This is a genomic window from Pseudanabaena sp. UWO311 (assembly GCF_006937785.1).
GTDB lineage: Bacteria > Cyanobacteriota > Cyanobacteriia > Pseudanabaenales > Pseudanabaenaceae > Pseudanabaena.
The window spans coordinates 39608-61645 of record NZ_SJEE01000023.1; the positions used below are offsets into that span (position 1 = coordinate 39608).

The following is a 22038-nucleotide window of genomic DNA, read 5'->3' on the forward strand; positions in this document are numbered from 1 at the left end:
TAAGACAGTAATAATACTTAAGACTCACTTACATTATAAGTATGAACTCAAAAAATGTGAAGTAGGTGGCTTTTGCCCCAGCAATTCTCATTTTAAAAACAGGTTTTTTGAAAGTCTGTCGTAGACAGACTTTCAAAAAACCTGTTTTGGGTTACCCAGAGCCATAGGCTCTAGATAACCCAAAACAGGTTTCATAATGAGAATTGCTACTTTTACATAAAAAAGAGAGGGACGTACTACGTCTCTCTCTTTAATCGTTTTTTTTTACAATGGACTAATCGCGATAATAAACTTCACTGCCTGAGTCAGGGACAAATTGACAGGCTTTTTGAGAAGTAAAGAACGATTTCCAGATGGGAACTTTGGAGACTCGGTAATATGAGCCTAAAACTGGTTTGATTGCTTCAGTAGCAGTCTTGAGGTGATAGTGAGGGATACCAATAAAGATATGGTGAGCAACGTGAGTACCAATATTATGATGGATATTATTGAAGATTCCATAGTCGCGATCAATGGTAGAAAGCGCTCCCTTTAAGAAATACCAATCTTTACCACGATACCAAGGGATATCAGCTTCGGTATGGTGCAGATAGGTGACGAGATCAAGCCATACTACAAAGATTAGGTAAGGAACGATATAAAACTTAAATAGAAATAGGAAACCATAGGTAAAACCCAACCATCCTAAAAAGCCAACCATCGCTGTAAAAAGGATGCTGCTGGTGAGAATATCAGTAGTTTCCGATTCGCGAAATAGATCGTTATTGGGAACGAAATGGGAAGCGGTAGGACGAGCAGGCGATCGCTTAAACAAGTACAAAGGATAAGCAAACAACAAGGCATCAAAGCGGATGAATTTCCCAAGCCAGTCCATAGACTTGTATTGGCTTTCGGTGACAGGATACCAACTTTCATCGGTGTCAATATTTCCTGTGTTTTGGTGGTGGGTGCGGTGACTGATGCGCCAGCCGTGATATGGAACAAGAATGGGGATATGGGTGAGATGTCCGACTAAGTTATTGAGCCATTTAATCCGTGAAAAAGACCCATGTCCGCAGTCATGACCAACTACAAAGAAAGCCCAAAACATGGTTCCTGTTGCAAACCAAAAAATTGGATAAAACCACCAAGCATCAAGGTAAGCGGCAGTGGCGTACAATCCCACAATAATCGCCGTATCGGCAAAAAAATAGGCGAGGGATCGCCATACGTTAGGAGCAAAACATTCGGTAGGAATAGCAGCTTTTACATCTTGAAAAGTAAACGGAAGCTCGGTTTGAGATGTTGAAGATGTATCGGTAAGTGGGTTGTCGAGATTGATCCGATGAATAGTCGTAGACGACACGTATTATTTCCCTGTTGTTAAGAAAAATTAAGTTAATACTTAAATATTAGCAGGGACTTAGCTTATTCTTCAAAACCAAAGGTATTGAGTAAAAATTTCCAGCGATCGCCTCTCGTATTAATGAAAGCTTGCATTTGAGCGATCGCACGCTGATCCCCAGATTGTTGTTTGAGTTGTTGTTCGGTAGGCAAGCGATGAATCTCATAAGTAAATGGCGTATGCCATGTGAGATCGCCCAAACGATGTAGTAACCCCAACGCAAGTGCTGCATCGGGATGTCTGGCAACTTCGGCGAAATTACCTTGTCGGGGGAGTTTTGGCAAAATAGCTAGAGATTGTTGTTGTAGTTTTTGTTGTTGCTGCAAGAAAAAATCTACTCTTTGGCGATCGCTATCATCAAGTAGCCCAGTCGGTTCACTGACTAACATCAAAGCCTCCGCAGGTTTGTCATCGCGTCCTGCTCGACCAATTTCTTGGATATATTCCGAGAGTGTCAAAGGCGGATGAAAATGCAATACCCAACGGGTGTCAGGTTTATTAATGCCGAGACCAAAAGCTGAAGTGCAGATCACAAAAGGATATTGATTCGTCAGCCATTGTTGCTCGATATGGCGACGCTCTTGCGGTGGCAAGCCTGCATGATAAGCGGCGGTTTTAAAAGAATTCTCTTGTAGCCAAGTAGCAAGCACCTCAGCATCATTACGGCTGCGGACATAGATTAAGCCAGATTGCCCTTTGCGATCGCGGATAAATTTGAGGGTGCGTGATTTACGTCCTGCGGGTGTCCATGCGATCGCCACTTTGAGACTCAGATGTGGGCGATAGGGACTAGTGCGAACAACTTGAGGATTTTCTAGCTGTAAACAAGCTTGCAATTCAGCCGTTGTATCGCGATCGGCAGTCGCAGTAAAGGCGGCTAGAGCAATGCGTGGATGATGATCAGGCTTTTGTGCCATCAAAGCTGATCTCACTGCTCCTAATCGGCGGTAACTGGGACGGAATGAGTCGCCCCATTGCACTAGGCAATGGGCTTCATCAAGCATTAAACCTGTGATTTTTAAGTTGCGATCGCTGAGCTTTTCCCAGACTGGCTGACTCAAGAGGGTCTCTGGAGAAACGTAAAGCAAGCGAGTGTTTGGTAAATTCCGTAAGACTTCGCGTCGTTCTATTTGCGATAAATTACTATGCAAACAAGCGGCGGGGAGATTCCGAGATTTACAATCTCGGACTTGATCTTCCATTAGCGCGAGTAAAGGAGAAACTACCAACGTTAAGCCTTCATTAAGGATTGCTGGTAACTGAAAGCAAATAGACTTCCCACCACCTGTAGCCATAATCGCTAGGCTATCTTGCCCTTGCAACAAGCTCGTAACTACCTCTCGCTGAGATGGACGTAAATCTTTGTATCCCCAAATTTTCTGAAATGTTTGCTGAACTGCTGACCATTCCTTACATGTTTTTGACATTTGTTATATTAATGAGTCATTAATATAACCATTTTAGGCATTTAAGTAACTGTGCAGAAAATGCAAACCCTTAAGGGTTTGTGGTTCGCTGAATTATGACGCTCCCAAACATAAATCAAAAAACTAGTGACAGTGTTTCGCCCTGTCACTAGTTTTTTGATTTATGCCTAGATCCATTTGGAGATGGCGATGTGATCAAGAAAAATATTTTTTATTAAAAGTCTTATTTTGATGAGATTTTTAATGAAAATCTAATGATTCAACTAAAATCTCGAAAAAATCACTTAAAAAGCTGCAAACTTACTAGTATTTATTTGGCAAACGCTAGATATAGTTTTATAACCGTAAGTTAGACGACTGTTTTCTCCTAATAAATTTATATAATTAAGATTAAATAGCAATCCTAATTCATCTGTGATATTAAATGATCTGTGAGAAAGTAACTCTTCGAGAGTAAGCTCTCTCAAACCATTTAGGATTGCTATATAGTTAAAGTAAATAATTCTCGAAAGCAAAAGAACTCTCTATACTAGAAATCAGGTGCCTACATCAGTTTTCGACCAAGGGAATCACGAACTTTTGTTAAAGCCATCGCTTAGTGCTACTTTTAACAAGGATCTAATAGTTTATATAATCGTAAAATCTTTCTAAAGCTCGTTTTAAAGGGACATTATTCAGGTGAGACCAGAAGAGTCATCCACTCTTGAGATCAAAGAGATGCTTCATCACGTACTTACGGTTGAAGATCCACAAGGTTTTCGTAATTTTCTCTTGAATAATATGACTTATTCTCTAGGACGCAGTTTGGGGAATTCGATAATTCTGCGTTCTAATCTTGTATCTCGACAACACGCAACTTTGTTAGCCGTAGCTTCAAAGAAATCTTCTTGTTTCTTCCGAATAATTGATGGCAGTGCAGAAGGTAAGCGTAGCACAAATGGAATTTTAATTAACGGCAAAAAGCGATTTTCGCATATATTGTCTCATGGTGATGAAATTCTCTTTAGCAAAGATACTAAGGCGGTCTATCAGGTGATCAGTGCGATTACCAATATACCCAAAATTAATAGCCCTCAAAATCAGATTTCTGAAAGCAGCTATCCTAAGTTCAATAATCAATCCTTTGATGAGACAAAGCCTTTTCGATTTTCTCCTTTACAGGCTATTCCCGAACAAGATTTATCTACGCATGTCCATAAAACTATCAATCAATTCATTGCGTCACCAGAGCTAAACCCCCAACCAATTATCGAGTTAAATCTCGTTGGTAAAATCTTATATCTTAATCCTGCGGCGTTATCTCAATTCCCTAATCTTGAAGAGCTGAGAATCAATCATCCTCTACTTCAAGAGCTATTGGTTCAATTGCTGCCATTAGTCAATCCTGTGCGCAAATTTTTTATGCGAGAGGTGTCAATCAGTGACAAGGTATTTGAAGAAATCATCCATTTCATGACTTGGAATGAAGTAATTCGGATACATATAGCTGATGTTACAAATCAAAAGCAAGCAGAAGCGATAATCTCCTATCAAATTCATCACGATGCATTGACAGGACTCCCAAATCGAAAATATTTACATGAGCATCTAGTTGAAGTAATCGAAAAATTAGAAGATAAAGAAAAGTTATTTGCCGTTTTATTTCTAGATATTGATCGATTTAAGTTAATTAATGATTCTCTAGGGCATAACGTTGGTGATCTATTACTAAAGGCTGTGAGCGATCGCTTAAAAAGTTTGCTCAAGCAGGGTGATGTGATGGTGCGTTGGGGTGCAGATGAGTTTGCGATCGTCGCTAAGGATATCAATTGTGCTGATGCCGTTGTCCAAATTGCTGAAGCTATGATTCAAGCTTTGACTTTACCTTTTAATTGTGATGGACATGAACTTCATATCACAACCTGTATTGGTGCAAGTATTTATCCATCTCATAATACTGAAGTCGATGCACTAATTCGGAATGCAGATATGGCAATGTATCGGGCTAAAGCAGAAGGGCAGAATAGCTTTCAGTTTTATATTCCGAATATGCAAGAGCAAAGTTTTCAACGATTATCCATGGAAAACAATCTGCGAAGAGCGCTAGAGAACAATGAACTGCTGACATACTACCAACCTCAAATCGATTTAATCACAGGTAAAATTGTTGGATTAGAAGTCTTGCTACGATGGAAACATGTCTCTTTAGGTTCAATTCCCCCAAGCCAATTTATTCCTTTAGCTGAGGAAACAGGACTAATCACGGCGATTGGGACTTGGGTTTTACGGCAAACCTGTTTACAGGCGATCGCATGGCTAAATATGGGATTGCCACCGATTCAGATTGGCGTGAATTTATCGATCAAACAACTTCAACAAAAAGATTTTCTATCTTGTTTACAACAAATTCTTGAAGAAACAAATCTTGATCCTCATTTCCTAGAGTTAGAAATTACTGAAGGAATTATGATGGACAATGTTGAGGAGAAGATTGTCTTGTTAAATGAATTCCGTCAGATGGGAATTCAGTTGTCAATTGATGATTTTGGCACTGGTTACTCAGCTCTGAGCTATCTGAAAAACTTGCCAATTGATACGCTGAAGATAGACCGTATTTTTATTGAATATATTGCTCACAATGCCCACGATCGCGCAATTGTGGCTTCGATTATTAGTTTGTCCCATAGTCTAGATCTGAATGTAATTGCTGAAGGTGTCGAGACCCAAGAGCAAGTTGATGTGTTGCGATCGCTAGGCTGCGATCAGATTCAAGGTTATTTTTATTACAAGGCACTACCCGCAGATGACATCGAAACTTTGTTAAGGGCTCAAGGAGTAACTAGACCAAATCATCTCTAACGATAAAAAAATTTAAAAGTGTTGCGAAGCAACACTTTTAAATTTTTTTATCGTTAGGATTGGCGATAGCCCTAGATAATGAGCCATAATCTAAGGTTTAGCTCTTGGTTTGGTGACGCATTATCAATTTGGACTAGTTCAAATTGATTATAGATAGGCTCTTGTAAAGTCACTTCTACCGTATGTAATAAGTCCTGATGGAAGATAGTCACTGTGATCGCATCGCCAGCCGCAAAATCTCGGAGGCGCTCATTAAAGTTTTCGGCAGTAACACGAATTCCTGCGATCGCGATTACCATGTCACCTGTACTGATGCCAGCTTTTTGAGCAGGTGAGCCAAACTCGACTTTCTCAACTTCAGGAATTCCATTTTTAGATTTGAGCGTCATCCCGATAAATGGAATATCTTGCCTTGAAGTCCGTAATTCGATTCCAAAGGGTTCCAGATAGTAATTATAGTCTAGTTCTTTATTGCCATAGAGATAATCATTCCAGAATGTTGATAGGTCAAAACCTGCCACAGTCTCGATTACTTCATGCAATTCCGCTTCACTAAAGCCAACCTCATCTTTACCAAAACGTTCCCACATAATCTGCATGACTCGATCAAGCGATCGCAGATTATTGGTCTTAACTCGAATTAGTAAATCCAGCAGCATCGATACCATTTCCCCCTTGAGATAGTAGGAAATCTGGTTGTTATGGGTATTTGGATCGGGGCGATAGAGCTTGATCCATGTATCAAAGCTAGATTCATAGAGAGATTGGACATTGCGCCCAAAGGTCGTTTGCAGACGAGTAATCGCCTTACTTACTAGTTTGAGATAATGCTTTGCATCATAGAGTCCAGCCCGAAGTGGAAAGATTTGGTCATAGTAACTAGTAGTTCCTTCACTAAACCAAAGCGAACTAGTGTAGTTTTCTTGGTCATAATCAAATTTTTCCAATGCCTTGGGGCGAATTCGTTTTACATTCCAAGTATGGAAAAATTCATGGGCAACCAGATTCATAAATTGGAGATAGCTCTCTTCTTTGCGAAACCCTAAACGGTTGTAGAGAAGGACTGTACTATTTTTATGCTCTAATCCTCCAAATCCGTTACTAGCATGGAGGATAAAGTCATAGCGATCGTAAGGCAACCCGCCAAACATTTCCGCTTCCACGGCGACGATCTCCGCCGTATCTTTGACAATGCGCTGCATATCCGCATTATGCTCGCCCCACACCACAAAGCTATGGGGTTTGTCCTGAACTGTAAATTCATAGCGATTATGAATTCCAATCTCAAAAGGACTATCAACTAAAGTGTCAAAGTCCTTGGCATAGAAAAGATTATCTTCTGTATTCGCAACTTTGGGCAAAGGCGTTGCAATTTGCCAATTCTCTTTGATTTCGCCAATCTCGACAGTATAAGGCTGCTGCTGATATTCAGGAACATACATAAATACTGCCGCACCTGTCAAAAAGGCGTGGGTGCGATCGATATGATTGGTACGCACAGTCAGTTCATTACAGAAAATCCTATAACGAATTTTAATAATCGAATTATTGCTTCCACATTTTATCTGCCAATGATTTTTACTGATTTTTTGCCATGACAGAGGTTGCCCCGTTTCATTTGCTGCCTCAAAGTCTTGCAGATGTTTGGCATATTCACGCACCAAATAGGAACCAGGTGTCCAGACTGGCATCTTCAGATCGATAAATTCATCTTGCCAATTAGCGATCGCTAGTTCGACCTCTAATAGATGACTTTCTGGCTCTGGGATCGATAGGCGGTAGTTAAATTGGCTACTAGTGAGATCTTTCATGGTTTTTAATTTATCGTTAGCATAGTCGGCGCGAAGCGCCGACTATATCAAATCATCAAGCTCTGCATAATCGGGCAAAGTCGTATCGATCGCCATACCATTTCTAAACACAGTGCGATCGCTTTGCGGACGAGATAGCAATTCATTATAGCTACGCGCCTTAAATAGAACTAAGTCGGCGATCTGTCCAATTCCAATTTTACCAACATCAGGTAAGCCCATCAGTTTTGCAGGTCGAGAAGTCACAGCCTCGATCCAGTTGTCATAGGGAGTATCTAAATGCGAAATCTTTGTCCCCATGCTGAAAACTTCTAATAAATCATGATCCCCAAACCCATAGAAAGGATCGCGGCAATTGTCGCTGGATAGTGCTACACAGACATCGGCTGCATCTAGCTCACGAACTAAGGTAACACCCCGCCAGCGAGGTGTTCGCTCCGCAACCCGATCTTGTAAATACAGATTGCACATTGGTAAACTAACGATGCCAATATTTGCTTCTTTAACAAGGGCGATCGTCGTATTGGCGATATCTTCATCTTGTACTGCCAAACTACAGCAATGACCGCAGACTACTTGCGAACTAAAATTATTTCGTAAACTGGCTTCGGCAATATAATGCAATGTGCGCGATTGCGGATCATTATTCTCATCTGCATGGAAATCAGCACTGAGATTGCGTTCGGCAGCTAAGATGAAAATCCGATCTAAGTATTGATCTAGTCCTGTGACCATATGGGCAATGCCGCCAATAATGCCACCTAAATCAGCGATCGCATCAGCAAATAGTTCTCCTTCGTGAGTTGAGAAATAAGGTAGCTGCACTAGTGACACAGCTTGAAGGGTGATTTTCTCCTTCCATTTTTCCCGCAGTTCTTTAAATACTTTAAATGTAGTCTCCACTTGATGCGGTGGGCAATCTAAATGAGTCCTTATTGCTTTTGTGCCGTGGGCATAGCTGCACTTCAGTCCAAATTCCATACGGCGATAGAGGTCGTCATAGTTCCAATTGCCTTGCTCTGTGCAATCGCGATAAATGCCTGTGAGTGCACCTTGAAATGTGCCATCTAAATTCGGATTGCGTTCCCAAATATGTCCTTTGTCAAGATGGGTATGTGAGTCAGCAAAGCAAGGAATCATGATCCCCTGTTTGCCATCGATGATTGGTAAACTTTCTGTAGGAATTTCTGCAATCCGAGAACTAGGCAAAATTTCACTTATTTGACCATTACGGATTTCGAGATGGCAAGGAAATAGGCGATCGCGCTGCAATGTCGGCGAGAGGTGAGCTTCTAGATTTTGCCCAATAATTTCACTATCGATAAAACAATTTGGTATCCGAACATTGACAATCCAATAATGCAAAGGTTCTAGCATAGGACTAATGTATATTTAGCTTAATATACCGCGATGTGCAACTATTTCTAGCTGTAAGTAATTCCTTACTAAACTGCGATCGCAATGATCGCTTAATAACTATTTGTCTTCTCGTCGGGACGCATTCTGAAAGGAATCGCCGATAACTTCTCGGAACTAAACAACGAAGCGAACCATTTTTGACTGCCTAATCTTTGCTCGAAACAGATAGCTTTAACGGGCGCATCGGTTCGGTATAACGGTCTATTTGAGCCGCCGCAAACAATTTTTGACTTTTATAGATCACTTTTGAAGGGGCGGCTCCAACGCAGTGTTAGACAGCTTTCACTGATAACTTTTTACTGAGTCATAGCGCTTCAACTCTCACGATACCTCCTTCAACTGCATCTATTCGCAATCCATACTTGTAGAGTAGCGACATTCCAATTAAAGGGTCAGTCTCTGATTCAGCAACATCAATTTCACGAAACTGTCCATCCCAGATAACTGTTACTGAATACAGATCAAAGAAAGTTTCGCTACCGTCACCCAAGGTCACGATGTCGGAAGCGTTCCACGGTAAATCAAGAGCAGTAATGATTGAGGATGGCAAAGTGAGGAACCCATTGAAACCTGTGTCAATGACAGCATCGATAACTTGCCTTTGCCCGTTCGCATTACCCACAACCAATGGAAGTGTTGCCTCACAGCGCCGATTCACAATTCCCTGCATCATTTGGGCTTCACCAAACTCCGCGAGCCAAAGTGATAAACAGCACGATGTCCAATGCGGATAACCCAAGGTTGAGCATCAGGATGTCGCTTGAACAATTGGTTAGTTGCTGGCAAAACATGATCTGCAACTTCAAAAGCTCCAGTTTCAATATCGATCGCTACTATTTTGCCTGTATTGCCAAATTCTACTTCCTGCCGAATGCTCGATTCATAGAGTTCTTGCCCACGTCGAGCTAATTCTTCTTTGCTGTAACGCCGTTGACGAACTGACATAGCTTTTGTGTTGTTAGTTTATAATGTCATTATAGCTTTGAGCAACAATGAAACCCTACATTTGGCAATAAAAAAGGTTCGTTACATACCATTAACGCACCCTGCAAGATCGGCGATCGCACTTCCATCGCCAAGAATAGCGCGTCCTCGTCTTTTCCATTTCAGATTTAACCGTTCAATCAGGTCTGGAGGCAATGAAAGCCAACCATTAAAACCAGTATCGACAATCGCATCTTGCGTATAAATCTTTCCTTCAGAGACACATATCGATAGCGAGATAATTGCCTCAAAATCTGTGTTAACAATTCCTGAGATCATACTGCTCTTTTTGTTCGTCCACCAAATCGGCGAACGTGGCGGGAACCGACTCGAACAATCCAGATTTGAGCATCTGGGTGACGGGCTTCGAGCCTATTGCAAGCAGCTATTTCACGAGCATCAACTTCAAAGTCTCCAGTTTCAATATCAATGGCAACTATTTTGCCCTGATTACCTGCTTCGACTTGTGGGCGTATTTGAGTCTGATAAATTAGATCGCCTCGTTGGGCAAATTCTTCTTTGCTATAGCGGGGTTGACGGACTGCCATGATTGCGAATTTTCCTAGATCATTGACTTGTCTAGCATTATAGCTGACCAGAAATCGCTATGAATAGATTGCCTCTCACATATCCAAACCAAACCGCGATCGCACCGATCGCCTATCAATTATTTGACTTTGTGATCGCAATTAATCTCTCGGAACTAAACATCGAAGTCGAAGATTTTTGCTTGCTCAATCTTGGCTAGAAGCCACTCACTTCAACGAACTTCGCGATTGTGCATAACGGTGAAGTTGTGCGGCGGTAAGTAGCCTTGAACACCCACTGAAAACCTCTATACCGTCCGCACCAACGCAGTGTTGGGCTGCTTAATTTACTCACTAAGATGCTGGATTTTCAGCACAATCGCAATAATTGAATGCAAATTGCCTAGCGTTCCGAGAGAGGTAACAACTATTTGACTCATGCTCCTACCTCTAGATTATTCATGAGGTTGCCATTCACGATAAAGTTTCTCCACATAGAGCATGATTTCCTCTTTGGGCAGACGAATCTTGGGCTTTTGCTGGGGATAGAGGCTTTCTAAAGTTGCTGAATCTTGTTCTACCACCATAGCTGTTGCTTTGAGCAAAGCATTTTTAGCCAGAACATTCAATCCTGGTAATTGGAACAACGGATTTTTCCATTCTCCATAGCAAAGAACGAATGTTTTGGTGCGTCGATCGGTTTCGGGATAGAGAATATAAAATTGAGGAATCTGACCGAAATCAACGTCTCCATCGAACATTGTGGTGGAGGGAAACGTATACTCCAAATTGCTGTTATAGGATTGAGGCATACTGATAAGCCCAGGATTTGCCAGAATTTCTTTGAGGGTATTCCGCTCCCGGATAAAAGTCTGCTCTACCTTGGCGAAGTAGCCATCTGATTCAAACCTGTGGACAGGATTATCTTTGATTTTAAAGCTTTTGCGATGACTTCCATTTTGATGGTTAAAGTCATAGTTGATTTTGATGCAGCTTAGAAAATCTGCATGAATACTTTTTTCGCCAGCAACACCCACAAAGGTTAACCCTGCGGTTCTTCTGGGAATCAGATCGGGAATGGGCAAGCGCGGTTCAAATCCCCCATAAGTCCAGATTAGATCGTCCTTAATATGCAACTCTAGAGGCTGTACGACTGCCTGTCCCTGCGCCAAACCATCTTTGCACAACCGACCTTCCCGATCGAATTCAAGAGCATGAAATGGGCAAGTAATCGTGTCATGAGACTCGCAAATCCATCCATTAGATAGAGGTGCTTGCATGTGAGGACAGGTGTTTTCTAATGCAAAAATATTCCTCTGGGTATTTTGCCAAAGAACATAATCCTGACAATTTAAGGTCACTTTATAAGGCTGATTTACGCCCAGCATTGAGCGATGGGCAACGAGCCAAGGCGCACCAGGAAGAATGGGGAGCATCTCAATTCTCTACTAAATCTTGATAGAGTGAAGTATATCAGAAGTAAGTTAATAGTTGTAACTAAACATGGGTCGTCCCACCAAAGAAAATTCGCTGTCGAGGCAAGATGTCGTTGCTGCGGCGATCGCCTGTATCGATCGAGAAGGAGCGTCGGCACTAAGCGTGAGTCGTGTGGCACGAGAACTTGGCATTAAGCCTCCTGCCATTTACAAGCATTTAGAGAGCGGATTAGCATTACAAAAGAGCGTAGTATGTAAGCTTTGGGGATATTACTTACAGGAATGTCAAGAGAAGATTATTGAAACTTCTATCCCCTCAGAATCGTTAAAACAGATGGGACATTTCGCCCGTCACTTTGCCCGCACCTATCCTGCTCGCGCTCAGATCATGATGCAAACTCGACTTCAGACCAGCGATCCAGAAGCCGCAGAGATTATCCAGCAATTTATCATGTTTCTGCGTCAGATGCTGGGTGCTTGCGACCTTGCGGACGATCGACTCATTGATGTGATGCGGATGATTAATGCCGCAATTTATGGGTTTATCACGATCGAACAAGCAGGACTAATGACGTTAGAGCGTTCTGCGGATCGGAGTTTTGAGGTCATGTTAGAGGCGTTGATGGTAGCGATCGCACATATCCAGCAGCATTGAACTCAGAATTTGCGGATTGTGATTTCACTAATAACTCCAGCCGCCCAACGAGTCCGTTCACCCGCCGCGAACTACCTCTCGGACTCAACCAACCATCTTTTAACGGTCGGCGTGCAACGGAATTGTTGGGCGGCTCAACTGGTTCTGAGATTTCCTGTATCCACCCATCCATAAGCCACCTCGATTAGCGGCTTTCCACCAATCGTAAGCTCCTTTTCATGAACAATCTTGCCTCCAAGGGCAGCATAAAATTGACACGCAGGATTATCGACCAACACCCACACCAACATGGAATTAATACCCAATCGACCTAGCCTTTCCGCGACGACCTGTAAGAGTCCGCGTCCAATGCCTTTTCCTTGATAGCTTTGTCGGATATAGATTGCCATCAACTCACCTCTATATATCGGATCACCTATGCGCTCTACCCCTCCATTCGCAAATCCGACAATCTCACCAGATTTATCCTCTGCAATATAAGTAAAATTGCCATCGTCCGGGGCACGGTTCAAAATCTGATACCAACCGTTTGCCCGCCGCTCATACGATAGATTTGCTAGATGTTCATCTGGCACGATGCCGCGATAGGTCGTTCTCCAAGTATCCACATGAACCCTGGAAATGGCGGGAACGTCGCTCTGAGTTGCTTCTCTTATCATCATCGGAATCTTGACCCACCCAACTGTCTAGGAATCGCAGACTGACAATTCGATCAAGTTGTTTCATTGCGCGATCGCCCAATCTAAACCATTCAGACTTCAAAATCCCAACCGATACCTTCAAAGTACTGCCTCATCGATAACTTAAGCCGCCCAACTATATATTATCTTGTAGATTACAGGATAACTACCTATACAAGATGAATATCACACAACTTGTTATATAAAGCAACCAATAGGTGTAATAACAAGATTTTTGCAGGGTAATATACCCTAATAGAGTTTTATCGATCAAAATGCAGCATAACATTCCTAAACCTGTGCTGAAAAATAATGCGCCTATCCCCACCACAACCGATCAAGTTGAGCCACCGCCTAGAAAGCTGCTCGATCGCGTTAGTGATGCAGTTCGGGTCAAGCATTACTCCTATCAAGCTGAAAAGTCTTATGTGCAATGGGTTAGGCGATTTATCCTGTTTCACAATATAGCGACATCCAAGTGAAATGGGTGGTATTGCATTTACAGGACTTAGAACGTGGACATGGCGAAGTTCATCTTCCATCGCTGAACTAGATATCACCAGATCCCCGACTTTTTACATATTGACAAGAATTCAGATTATCTTGAGGCAGTTAAATGAGCGACTAATGCGCGTAATCCTAAACGATAGCTCTCAGCACCAAAACCACTAATTTGCCCGATCGCAATTGGTGCAATAAATGAATGATGGCGAAACTCTTCGCGTTTATATACATTACTGAGATGTACTTCTACAGTAGGTATATTTACAGAGGCGATCGCATTATCCAAAAAATATTCAGCGATCACCTTAGATAAAGGAATATGCGATCGCTCTTAGAATAACTAAAATGTTATTAGTACCACCAGATAATATAAATATATGATCTTCATCAATCCCAAAATCGACTTTGCTTTCAAAAAGATTTTTGGCTCTGAAGATAGCAAAGATATCTTGATTAGCTTCCTAAATGCTCTAATTTATGAAGCACAGCCAGTTATTTATGACTTAGAAATTCTCAATCCCTACCTTGCGCCCAAAATTCGCGGTGTTAAAGATACTTATTTCGATATCAAAGCAAAAATTACTGATAGTGAAACAGGTGAACAGCGCACCGTCATCATTGAGATGCAAGTCCTGAATATAGAAGGATTTGAAAAAAGAATTTTATACAATGCGGCAAAATCCTATTCTGTCCAACTGCCTACTGGACAGGGCTATAACCTTCTCAATCCAGTCATTGCCTTAACAATTACTGATTTTGTGATGTTTGCGGATCTACCTAATGTCACCTCTCGTTTTGTCCTAAAAGAAAAAGATTTTCTAATTGACTATCCTATCTATGACATTGAATTAATCTTTGTAGAATTGCCAAAGTTCAAAAAGAATTTGCCAGAACTAAAAACCATTATCGATAAATGGCTATTTTTCTTAAACAACGCTCGTAAACTGCAAAATATTCCTGCAACGATGGATACTATACCTGAAATTAAAAAAGCTTTTTATATCGCCAATCAAGCAAACCTTACTCTTGATGAGTTAGAAGATCAAGAAAAGAGCGAGATTTTCATTCAAGATCAGCGTGGGGCAATTACAAAAGCGACTAAGGAAAGCTTAGAACAAGGAAGACAAGAAGGTCAACGGCAAAAAGCCTATGAGATTGCAAAAAAAATGTTAGGTAATTTTGATGAACAAGCGATCGCCGTTATGACAGGGCTAACTCTGGAAGATCTGCGATCTTTACAAGACTAACCAAAAAATTGCCACTTGATCTCAATTTCCCTGTTGAGTTCGGAGTAAATGATTAACTAATGCACGTAAGCCTAAACGATAGCTCTCAGCGCCAAAACCGCTAATTTGCCCGATCGCAATTGGTGCAATAAACGAATGATGACGAAATTCTTCGCGTTTATACACATTACTCAGATGTACTTCTACAGTAGGTATATTTACAGAAGCGATCGCATCTCTCAGCGCCACACTGGTATGCGTAAAAGCGGCGGGATTGATCAAAATTCCTTGCTGTACCTGAAAAGCAGCATGAATCGCATCAATCAATACACCCTCATGATTTGATTGTAAAAAGCTTAATTCTGCGCCTAACTCCATTGCATCTTGAGCTAGGCGATCGTTAATTTGCGCTAATGTAGTGCTGCCATAAACCTCTGGCTCTCGTAAGCCAAGCATATTGAGGTTTGGCCCATGCAAAACCAGAATTTTCATTCTTTAAACTATATTTTTCCTTTTTCCTTTTTCCTTGATTAACGGAATTGTCCAAGGGCTTCACTAAATTGCATGGTCTTAGTAATCACTTCGAGATTGGCATGAGGACGAGGAATCACTGTTGCCGATAGAAATAGAGCCTTGTCCTTAGAACTCAAGACTTCAATTTTTTTAGCAGCTTCGACACCAGCGGCAACAGCTTTTTGGACATCACCAACTGGTCCACGGATGATAATGGTTAGGCGTGCACCGCTTACTTTCTCATAGCCCACAAAAGTTACATTTGCAGCTTTGACCATTGTGTCAGCGACGGACAGTGCAGGAGGATGCCCCAGCACCTCAACCAAACCAACTGCGATTCCCATAAAATTTCCTTGAGCTTGTAAATTTAAGCTAATTAATCAAATAACGGTTTTTTATCAAACTCAATCATAAATCTCAATGGTATCGATTGATTGATACGCATCGTTTATTTGTGTCATAAACAAATACAAAGTGTTTTAAAGCGCTTTGCACTCAAACCCGAATCAAGAAATCCGTTAAAAGTTTTGCAAAGCAACACTTTTAACGGATTTCTTGGTTTTATGGCGGCACTTTGCGCCGCCATACTTGATTTAAGCAAGTTGAGCGCGGATGGCTTCAACGCGATCGCGGTTAACGCCGAGATCGGACTTACCTAAACGAGAAGCCGAGCGCACCTCAATGAGGCCCTTGTCCGCATTGAGATAAAACTCAACGTCATCGACATAACCCATTAGAGCGCTGGTAAACTCGGCATAGAGATAGTTGCCTTCAGCGGTAATGATTTTGGTGCGAGGCATACTAGAAATCACCGCTTTAAGATCTTCTAAGGCTTTGGCGGGATCGCCTGTATAGGTCAAAGGTGCGATTTTATGCTCAGCGTCATTGCTTTGACTAGAGACACAGTTAGGAGAATCGGGGCAATCGAGGAGCTTGCCATTGGTTACGCCGATATTAGCGGGGCGTGTGCCCGAAAAAGAAAAAAGTGCCATAGGTGTTGCGATCGCAGAATTTAGTGAATAGTTAAGGGAATGAGCAGAAGCGGCAGGAGCAAATCCGAAATAAGCAAGCGTAACAAAATATAAGCTCGCAGCGATCGCGACAAGTTTTGACATATTGATATAGCTAGTTTCTCTGAGTATTTATACGCAATTGATTATGGCATTTATATTCTCTTTCCATCTATCCATCAATGGAAGGGGCTTTCACTCCTTGTTTGATATCGCTTTTTTGATCGCAAGCTTAACCCGCAAAAAACAATCCACGGACTAAGTTAAAAAGTGTGCCAAACATAAGAGCAAGAGTTGCCAAAGAAGCGATCGCATTACCTGCGGCGCGTTTACTCGCTTCGACATAATATCCCCAAGCATAGGCAATGCGCCCCACAACCCAGGCTGAGCCTAAGATCGCGCCCACATTTGGGCTAACAAAAATACTGAACAGCCATAAGCAAGGCAAAAAGATCACGATTTGTTCAAGGGTGTTTTGATGAGCACGAAAGACTCTCTCAAAATTTTCGTCGCCAGTGATTTGTGGTGGCATGACTTTATACTTAACACGAGCTACAGCCACACCGATACCTAAGCCAAAGTAAACAAGCAATGCGCAGATAGTGACGATCGCAGGAAATACGAGTGTTTTGATGTCCATTTGGTAACTGGTAATTGGTGATTGGATAATTATGAATTACGAATTACGAATTACGAGTTGATAATTCGTAATTCGTAATTCGTCCCCCTTGTTACTAAGCATTATGATGATTGCTATATCTCGTTTTATGTTATGCCAAAGTTTCACACCTATATCGGAATTGCTGCGATCGCATTAGTTAGCTGTCAGCAGACTCCACCAAATAACGCCACAGCGCCAGCTAATAACCTTGCTACCGAAAAAGCAATTAGTTATTTGCGATCGCAGCTCAAGCTACCGCCAACTGTGGTGATCGTGGCGGAGTCGCAAAAGCCACAGCTAGCTAATATTCGCGACTTATGTCAAACGACGGCTCCGACGCAAGCAGGGTTTGAAATCGCACTGGTTGCTGAAGATATGCGCTATACCTTACAAACTAATCAAGATGCTAGCAAAATCGAGATTTGTCGATCTGAGGATGCCAAGCCTGAAACTACAGGTAAGTATACGGGTGCGGGCTATATGCTGCGCTATCCTGCGGACTGGAAAGCGATCGATCTCGGTTTAGAGCCTTCGGGCGCGAGTACGGTAATTTTTACACCTAGTCGTGAGATCCCAGTGGGCGAAGATAAAAATGATCTAGTTAAAAAGCTACAACAAAGTCGACAAGTTTATACGGTGGTGTTGCGACAACCAATTGATGGCAAGGCGATCGCCTCCGATGATTCTGAAAAGGCAAAAGATCTCGTAAAAATTCCTTTCGATCCCAAGGTTAAAGGCGCAAAGTCTGGCTCGAAAGAGGAATTTACAACTGCGATCGCTGATGGTGATGCTTCTAATAAATCCACAAGCTGGAAGGTCAAAGTATTAACCTTAGAAGCCGATAAATTTATCTATACAGTTCGCTATTACCAGCCTGATTCTCAAAATGCTGCCAATAGCCCAAATTCATCAGCATTCGATCAATTTGCTAATAGCTTCGCCCTCATTCCCTAAAACCCAAAAGAGGTGTGCCGCGCGAAGCGCGGCACACCTCTTTTGGGTCTCGCTACAAAAGCAATTTAGTTTATTGCGCTAATTCGGTGAGATCAACTAAATTGCATATTTTGACCAAATATCTGCGTAAGGAATATTCTTGGACTTCCATGGCTTGTGATGTCCACCACTCCAATGGATAATTGAAATTTTGGATAAGTCTTTTTTTAGGAGCCAACTAATTAACTTTGTATTGCCAAAACCACAGCAGTTCCATCGACGGTCTAACTGTACATAATCTTTAAACATCAAGTTAAGCAATGTCTCATCGTTTAGCTGTAATAGTTTGTAACCGCATTGCCGATCCCATTCTAGGCAAGCATCTAATTTCTGGTAGTCTTCCTTTTTCCAAAATGACAAATCAGTAAATAGAACTCCTCCATTAAAAGTTTTCTTGATTGTACGAAGCTCATGTAGAGCTTTAAAAGGATTGGAAAAATGAAAAATAGCAGGGAAGAAATGTGGAACCGCCGCAAAGTATTGATTCTCAGAAAAATTTATTGAATCATAGAGTAGAGCGATGTCATCGACTACCACAATATCAGTATCAAGATAGATAACCTTCTTCAGATCAGGCAAAACACTTCCTAAAAATAGCCGAGCAAATAACATGTAAAGTGCATTCGTTCTATCAATACTTGGTGGCTTATATTTTTGAACGATATAGTCTTGAACTTCTGGTGTAGGAATATATTCTTTAAATCTGAATTCAATGTCAGGATTGTGAAAATGTTTTGGTAATTCATTCTCAAAAATTTGGAGCTCATTTTTGGGGATAATTATGTTGAATCTTAGTCTTTCTGGCTGTGCAGTATTTTGAATGATCGAATTTATGGTCGCCAATAGACCAGGTAAATATCCTGCATTTACGGAAAAGACTAGATCAATCTTCATTGTTATATATGGGCAAAGATTTGGGTGAGAGTGTGAATGAGAGATTGATTTTTTAGAGCCAATCCAATTTTCAAGCTTTTTTGTTCATATTGAAATGACTCATTTATTTTTTGTCTGGTTTGCCTATTTTGTCAATTTCTTACCTGAATCTTTACAAAAACCAATACAACAAAAATTTAATGGCGATGGCGATAAAGTGCGAAACTAATCGTTGGTGAATTGCAAACATTTGAGCTACGAGTTTGGAAATAAAATCTTCAGGGAAATCTTCAAAGCGCTCTTCCTACTGGCAGATACGAGATTACGTCTACCCCCAGCGTTTTCTGATTGGCAAAGCATTTTTATGTACCTTAGTCTTTATCGGCACAATGCCCCTCCTTGCCGAGTTACTAGGACGGGTTGCCCAAGCACTTGGCAAGGGTGATGTCACCGCCATCTTGCAGATCGCTGCTTTCACCGTAGTCATGTTTGTGTTTCGGGGATTGGGGCAGTATGGGCAGGACTCGATGATGTCGCAAGCCGCCCTATATGCCGCCAGAGATTTGCGCGTGGATGTGTACTCACATTTGCAAACCCTTGATCTTGACTATTTCGCTGAGTCCCGCACGGGTGACTTGTCCTATCGATTGACAGAAGATATCGATCGCATTGGTGAGGTGATCGGCAAATTTTTTCATCAATTCATTCCATCAGTACTGCAATTGATTTTCGTACTGGCGTACATGATTTATCTGAATTGGATCTTGACGCTGACGACTCTAGCCGTTGCGCCTTTGATTGCCATATTAATCGCTTGGTTTGGCGATCGCATGTTGAAGCTCAGTCGCCGTAGCCAAGATCAAGTTTCTAATTTAGCCGCGTTACTATCCGAGATTTTTAGTGGTATTAGGTTGGTTCGCGCCTTTGCCACAGAATCCTATGAAATCGAGCGCTTTAAGCAAGAATCCGAACAAAATAGCCGCCGTAAATATGCCGCAGATCGCGTTAGAGCCATTCAATATCCTGTAATTGGCTTTTTGGAAGCCGCAGGGATTTGTTTTCTGTTTCTACTTGGGGGTTGGCTGATTTCTAATAAATGGTTGCTTCCTGAGCAGTTTGTTGCCTTTGGCGCAGGGGTTGCACTATTGATTGACCCGATCGCCAACACCACTGGTAGCTATAACGAAATCAAGCAAGCTGAAGCTTCAATCGATCGCATCTTTGAGATTTTTGAGATTAAACCTTTAGTGCTGGAAAAGCCTAATGCGATCGCGCTTCCTGAGGTCACAGGCAAAGTCGAATACATAAATGTTGGCTTCCACTATCAAGGCGATCGCCCAGTTCTCACCGATATTAATCTTGTCGCAAATAAAGGCGAATCGATTGCCCTTGTCGGCATGTCGGGAGCAGGAAAATCCACCTTGATGAATCTACTGATGCGTTTCCATGATGTTAAGTCTGGCAAAATTCTCATCGATGGCTATGACATTCGTGATGTCCAAATCAAAAGCCTCCGTCAACAACTAGCTCTCGTTCCCCAAGAGAACATTCTTTTCTCTGGAACCGTTGCTTCTAATATTGCCTTTGGTCAGAAAGATTACGATACTAAAGCAGTTGAAAATGCCGCACGAATTGCTAATGCCCATGATTTTATTATGGAACTTCCCCAAGGTTATGATACGTGGGTAGGTGAGCGTGGTGTTAATCTATCGGGTGGTCAGCGTCAACGCATTTCCATTGCTCGTGCTGTCCTGCATAATCCCAAAATCCTGATCCTTGATGAAGCAACTTCAGCACTTGACACCGAATCGGAAAGCCTTGTCCAAGAAGCTCTACAGCGCCTCATGCAAGGACGCACGACATTTATTATCGCGCACCGCTTAGCGACCATTAGAAATAGCGATCGCATTATCGTTTTGGAGCAAGGTCAAATTGTCGAATCGGGAACTCACGACGAACTACTCCAAAAAGCAGGTCGTTACTCTCAATTACATTCTCGTCAGTTTGATACTAATGGGTTTTAAAACGATACTATAAATAGCAATCAAGCTCTATTAAATTCTCTCAATGCCTGAAGTTCTGCAATCAGTCCTGCAATCAACCATTGATGGTATCGCTGTCGGCAGCATTATTGCGCTCGCCGCAGTCGGTTTAACGCTTACCTATGGCATCTTACGCCTTGCTAACTTTGCCCATGGCGATATTCTCACCTTAGGTGCATACCTTGCCTTTCTTGCCAATACCACGCTCAAGCTGAATATTGTGGTATCGATCGCCTTTGGTAGTCTTATCTCCATCGGCTTAGTCTTAATTTGCGAAAAAATACTCTGGCAACCGTTACGCGCCAAAAAAGCCACCTCAACGACGATGATGATCGTTTCGATTGGGTTAGCTTTGGTGATTCGTAATGCGATCGTGCTGGTTTGGGGTGCAAAACCACAGAAATATGATTTGCCAACTTTTCCTGCGATCAAGATTTTTGACTTAGCAATCACCCAAAACAAAATGGTGGTGATCGCTGCCGCGATCGCAGTAATTGCTGGGCTTTACTATTTATTACAAAATACCAAAATAGGCAAAGCAATGCGAGCAGTAGCTGACAATCCAGAACTCGCTAAAGTCGCGGGGATCAACGTCAATGCTGTAATCATCTCAACATGGGTAATTGCAGGAGGTATGACTGCCTTTGGGGGCAGTATGTATGGCTTAATTACCAATCTCCGTCCGAATATGGGTTGGTTCTTGATTTTGCCAATGTTTGCGGCAGTGATTTTGGGCGGAATTGGGAATCCCTATGGCGCGATCGCGGGAGCACTTATTGTGGGGATTTCCCAAGAAGTCGCCACTACATGTCCTGTTGCATTGGGCGAATTACAGAAATACTGCATTGGCACTGAATATAAACTGGGCGTGGGTTTGGTGATTATGGTTTTGGTATTGCTCTTTAAACCGCAAGGCTTATTTAAAGGCACGATATCGCCATAATACCAAAACACAAAATGGCGTAGCCATTTTGTGTTTTGGTATAAAAGGTTTGCTTAGGACATAAAAAGCCTCAAATAAAAGTGGCGGCACTTTGCGCCGCCACTTTTATTTG

At 42.0% G+C, this 22038-nt stretch carries 22 protein-coding genes and 2 pseudogenes; 8 read left to right on the top strand and 16 right to left on the bottom strand.

Annotation, left to right across the window (positions count from 1 at the left end; translation table 11 throughout):
* Positions 1 to 274 precede the first annotated feature (274 nt).
* Together PseudUWO311_RS16630 and PseudUWO311_RS16635 are read right to left on the bottom strand one after the other, a co-directional pair.
* Positions 275 to 1345, bottom strand: coding sequence for a DUF3474 domain-containing protein (locus tag PseudUWO311_RS16630; protein WP_142656364.1), 1071 nt, complete (start codon positions 1343 to 1345; stop codon positions 275 to 277).
* Positions 1346 to 1407: 62 nt separating this feature from the next.
* The gene (locus tag PseudUWO311_RS16635; RefSeq protein WP_142656365.1) at positions 1408 to 2811 is read right to left on the bottom strand and encodes a RecQ family ATP-dependent DNA helicase; all 1404 of its coding nucleotides are present in this window, start codon (positions 2809 to 2811) and stop codon (positions 1408 to 1410) included.
* A 717-nt stretch (positions 2812 to 3528) separates the two neighbouring features.
* On the opposite strand from PseudUWO311_RS16635, the gene PseudUWO311_RS16640 reads away from it, so the two are divergent.
* Positions 3529 to 5649: an EAL domain-containing protein gene (locus PseudUWO311_RS16640; RefSeq protein WP_142656366.1), complete on the top strand. Its 2121-nt coding sequence runs from the start codon at positions 3529 to 3531 to the stop codon at positions 5647 to 5649.
* Between the two features lie 71 nt (positions 5650 to 5720).
* Here PseudUWO311_RS16640 and PseudUWO311_RS16645 read toward each other — a convergent pair whose 3' ends face one another.
* The 6 genes and pseudogenes from PseudUWO311_RS16645 to PseudUWO311_RS16670 form a co-directional block, all read right to left on the bottom strand.
* A complete protein-coding gene (locus PseudUWO311_RS16645) occupies positions 5721 to 7460 on the bottom strand; it encodes a M61 family metallopeptidase (RefSeq protein ID WP_142656367.1) in 1740 nt (579 codons plus the stop codon).
* 42 nt (positions 7461 to 7502) lie between these two features.
* Positions 7503 to 8837, bottom strand: a complete 1335-nt coding sequence (locus PseudUWO311_RS16650; RefSeq protein ID WP_142656368.1) for a cytosine deaminase — start codon at positions 8835 to 8837, stop codon at positions 7503 to 7505.
* Positions 8838 to 9183: 346 nt separating this feature from the next.
* Complete coding sequence (locus PseudUWO311_RS16655; protein ID WP_142656369.1) at positions 9184 to 9552, bottom strand: clan AA aspartic protease; 369 nt, start codon at positions 9550 to 9552, stop codon at positions 9184 to 9186.
* Positions 9549 to 9824, bottom strand: a complete 276-nt coding sequence (locus PseudUWO311_RS16660; RefSeq protein ID WP_142656370.1) for a hypothetical protein — start codon at positions 9822 to 9824, stop codon at positions 9549 to 9551. The genes PseudUWO311_RS16655 and PseudUWO311_RS16660 overlap by 4 nt, the downstream gene beginning before the upstream one ends.
* A gap of 120 nt (positions 9825 to 9944) precedes the next feature.
* Positions 9945 to 10142 (bottom strand): annotated as a pseudogene (locus PseudUWO311_RS16665) (clan AA aspartic protease); the annotation flags it as partial.
* Positions 10139 to 10411 (bottom strand): hypothetical protein, encoded by a 273-nt coding sequence (locus tag PseudUWO311_RS16670; protein ID WP_142656371.1) that lies wholly within the window; start codon positions 10409 to 10411, stop codon positions 10139 to 10141. The pseudogene PseudUWO311_RS16665 and the gene PseudUWO311_RS16670, both read right to left, overlap by 4 nt.
* Positions 10412 to 10470: 59 nt before the next feature.
* On the opposite strand from PseudUWO311_RS16670, the gene PseudUWO311_RS24100 reads away from it, so the two are divergent.
* Positions 10471 to 10611: a hypothetical protein gene (locus PseudUWO311_RS24100; protein WP_190303537.1), complete on the top strand. Its 141-nt coding sequence runs from the start codon at positions 10471 to 10473 to the stop codon at positions 10609 to 10611.
* 234 nt (positions 10612 to 10845) lie between these two features.
* Here PseudUWO311_RS24100 and PseudUWO311_RS16675 read toward each other — a convergent pair whose 3' ends face one another.
* Positions 10846 to 11826, bottom strand: a complete 981-nt coding sequence (locus tag PseudUWO311_RS16675; RefSeq protein ID WP_142656372.1) for a Rieske 2Fe-2S domain-containing protein — start codon at positions 11824 to 11826, stop codon at positions 10846 to 10848.
* 67 nt (positions 11827 to 11893) lie between these two features.
* Between PseudUWO311_RS16675 and PseudUWO311_RS16680 the strand changes: the two genes are divergently transcribed.
* Positions 11894 to 12481: a TetR/AcrR family transcriptional regulator gene (locus PseudUWO311_RS16680; protein WP_142656373.1), complete on the top strand. Its 588-nt coding sequence runs from the start codon at positions 11894 to 11896 to the stop codon at positions 12479 to 12481.
* Between the two features lie 134 nt (positions 12482 to 12615).
* On the opposite strand, the gene PseudUWO311_RS16690 is transcribed toward PseudUWO311_RS16680, so the two are convergent.
* Positions 12616 to 13143, bottom strand: coding sequence for a GNAT family N-acetyltransferase (locus PseudUWO311_RS16690; protein ID WP_142656375.1), 528 nt, complete (start codon positions 13141 to 13143; stop codon positions 12616 to 12618).
* 293 nt (positions 13144 to 13436) lie between these two features.
* On the opposite strand from PseudUWO311_RS16690, the gene PseudUWO311_RS24105 reads away from it, so the two are divergent.
* Positions 13437 to 13643, top strand: coding sequence for a phage integrase N-terminal SAM-like domain-containing protein (locus PseudUWO311_RS24105; RefSeq protein WP_190303538.1), 207 nt, complete (start codon positions 13437 to 13439; stop codon positions 13641 to 13643).
* Positions 13644 to 13759: 116 nt separating this feature from the next.
* Here the strand turns inward: PseudUWO311_RS24105 and PseudUWO311_RS16700 are convergent.
* Positions 13760 to 13951: pseudogene (locus tag PseudUWO311_RS16700) on the bottom strand (type II 3-dehydroquinate dehydratase); the annotation flags it as partial.
* 91 nt (positions 13952 to 14042) lie between these two features.
* On the opposite strand from PseudUWO311_RS16700, the gene PseudUWO311_RS16705 reads away from it, so the two are divergent.
* Positions 14043 to 14912, top strand: a complete 870-nt coding sequence (locus tag PseudUWO311_RS16705) for an Rpn family recombination-promoting nuclease/putative transposase (protein ID WP_142656376.1) — start codon at positions 14043 to 14045, stop codon at positions 14910 to 14912.
* 21 nt (positions 14913 to 14933) lie between these two features.
* Here the strand turns inward: PseudUWO311_RS16705 and aroQ are convergent, their stop codons facing one another.
* The 4 genes from aroQ to PseudUWO311_RS16725 form a co-directional block, all read right to left on the bottom strand.
* Positions 14934 to 15383, bottom strand: a complete 450-nt coding sequence (gene aroQ, locus PseudUWO311_RS16710; protein WP_142656377.1) for a type II 3-dehydroquinate dehydratase — start codon at positions 15381 to 15383, stop codon at positions 14934 to 14936.
* A 38-nt stretch (positions 15384 to 15421) separates the two neighbouring features.
* Positions 15422 to 15748 (bottom strand): carbon dioxide-concentrating mechanism protein CcmK, encoded by a 327-nt coding sequence (locus tag PseudUWO311_RS16715; protein ID WP_103670807.1) that lies wholly within the window; start codon positions 15746 to 15748, stop codon positions 15422 to 15424.
* Positions 15749 to 15997: 249 nt separating this feature from the next.
* Positions 15998 to 16519, bottom strand: coding sequence for a DUF1499 domain-containing protein (locus PseudUWO311_RS16720; protein ID WP_142656378.1), 522 nt, complete (start codon positions 16517 to 16519; stop codon positions 15998 to 16000).
* A 127-nt stretch (positions 16520 to 16646) separates the two neighbouring features.
* Positions 16647 to 17054, bottom strand: coding sequence for an MAPEG family protein (locus tag PseudUWO311_RS16725; RefSeq protein ID WP_142656379.1), 408 nt, complete (start codon positions 17052 to 17054; stop codon positions 16647 to 16649).
* Between the two features lie 132 nt (positions 17055 to 17186).
* Between PseudUWO311_RS16725 and PseudUWO311_RS16730 the strand changes: the two genes are divergently transcribed.
* Positions 17187 to 18029: a hypothetical protein gene (locus PseudUWO311_RS16730; protein ID WP_142656380.1), complete on the top strand. Its 843-nt coding sequence runs from the start codon at positions 17187 to 17189 to the stop codon at positions 18027 to 18029.
* 96 nt (positions 18030 to 18125) lie between these two features.
* On the opposite strand, the gene PseudUWO311_RS16735 is transcribed toward PseudUWO311_RS16730, so the two are convergent.
* Complete coding sequence (locus PseudUWO311_RS16735) at positions 18126 to 18962, bottom strand: glycosyltransferase family 8 protein (RefSeq protein ID WP_142656381.1); 837 nt, start codon at positions 18960 to 18962, stop codon at positions 18126 to 18128.
* 242 nt (positions 18963 to 19204) lie between these two features.
* Here PseudUWO311_RS16735 and PseudUWO311_RS16740 point away from each other — a divergent pair, with 242 nt between their 5' ends.
* The gene (locus PseudUWO311_RS16740; protein WP_223807617.1) at positions 19205 to 20965 is read left to right on the top strand and encodes an ABC transporter ATP-binding protein; all 1761 of its coding nucleotides are present in this window, start codon (positions 19205 to 19207) and stop codon (positions 20963 to 20965) included.
* A 43-nt stretch (positions 20966 to 21008) separates the two neighbouring features.
* Positions 21009 to 21926, top strand: coding sequence for a branched-chain amino acid ABC transporter permease (locus tag PseudUWO311_RS16745; protein ID WP_142656382.1), 918 nt, complete (start codon positions 21009 to 21011; stop codon positions 21924 to 21926).
* Positions 21927 to 22038: the final 112 nt, after the last annotated feature.